1 protein-coding gene is annotated in these 280 nt (G+C 58.2%); it reads right to left on the bottom strand.

Annotation, left to right across the window (positions count from 1 at the left end):
• Positions 1 to 42 precede the first annotated feature (42 nt).
• Positions 43 to 280: hypothetical protein (locus tag SB752_RS32300; RefSeq protein WP_410719481.1), on the bottom strand; the 238-nt coding region annotated here is incomplete at its 5' end.

Consider the following 280-nt stretch of genomic DNA (forward strand, 5'->3'; position numbering starts at 1 on the left):
TTCGGCGCGGTATTGCCTGTTGTGGCGGTCGGACTCTTAGTTTCAGGACCGATAGTTGGCTGGATTCGTGCCAAGAAGTGCCGCCATGACTGGCAACCGCACAGTCGGCATCGGAGCCACGACGTGGGGCATATGGCTGACAAATGCACGCGCTGCGGGACCGTCAAGCATTACATTGGCTGACCAGCCGCGCGCTGAGGGGTGCCACTTCTGACGTTGGAAATGGAGCAGGTGGACGCCTTTGCCGATTGGTGGCATACTGGAAATCATACTTCTGCAG

The organism is Brevibacillus sp. SIMBA_040 (genome assembly GCF_046535075.1).
In the GTDB taxonomy this organism is placed as follows: Bacteria; Bacillota; Bacilli; order Brevibacillales; family Brevibacillaceae; genus Brevibacillus.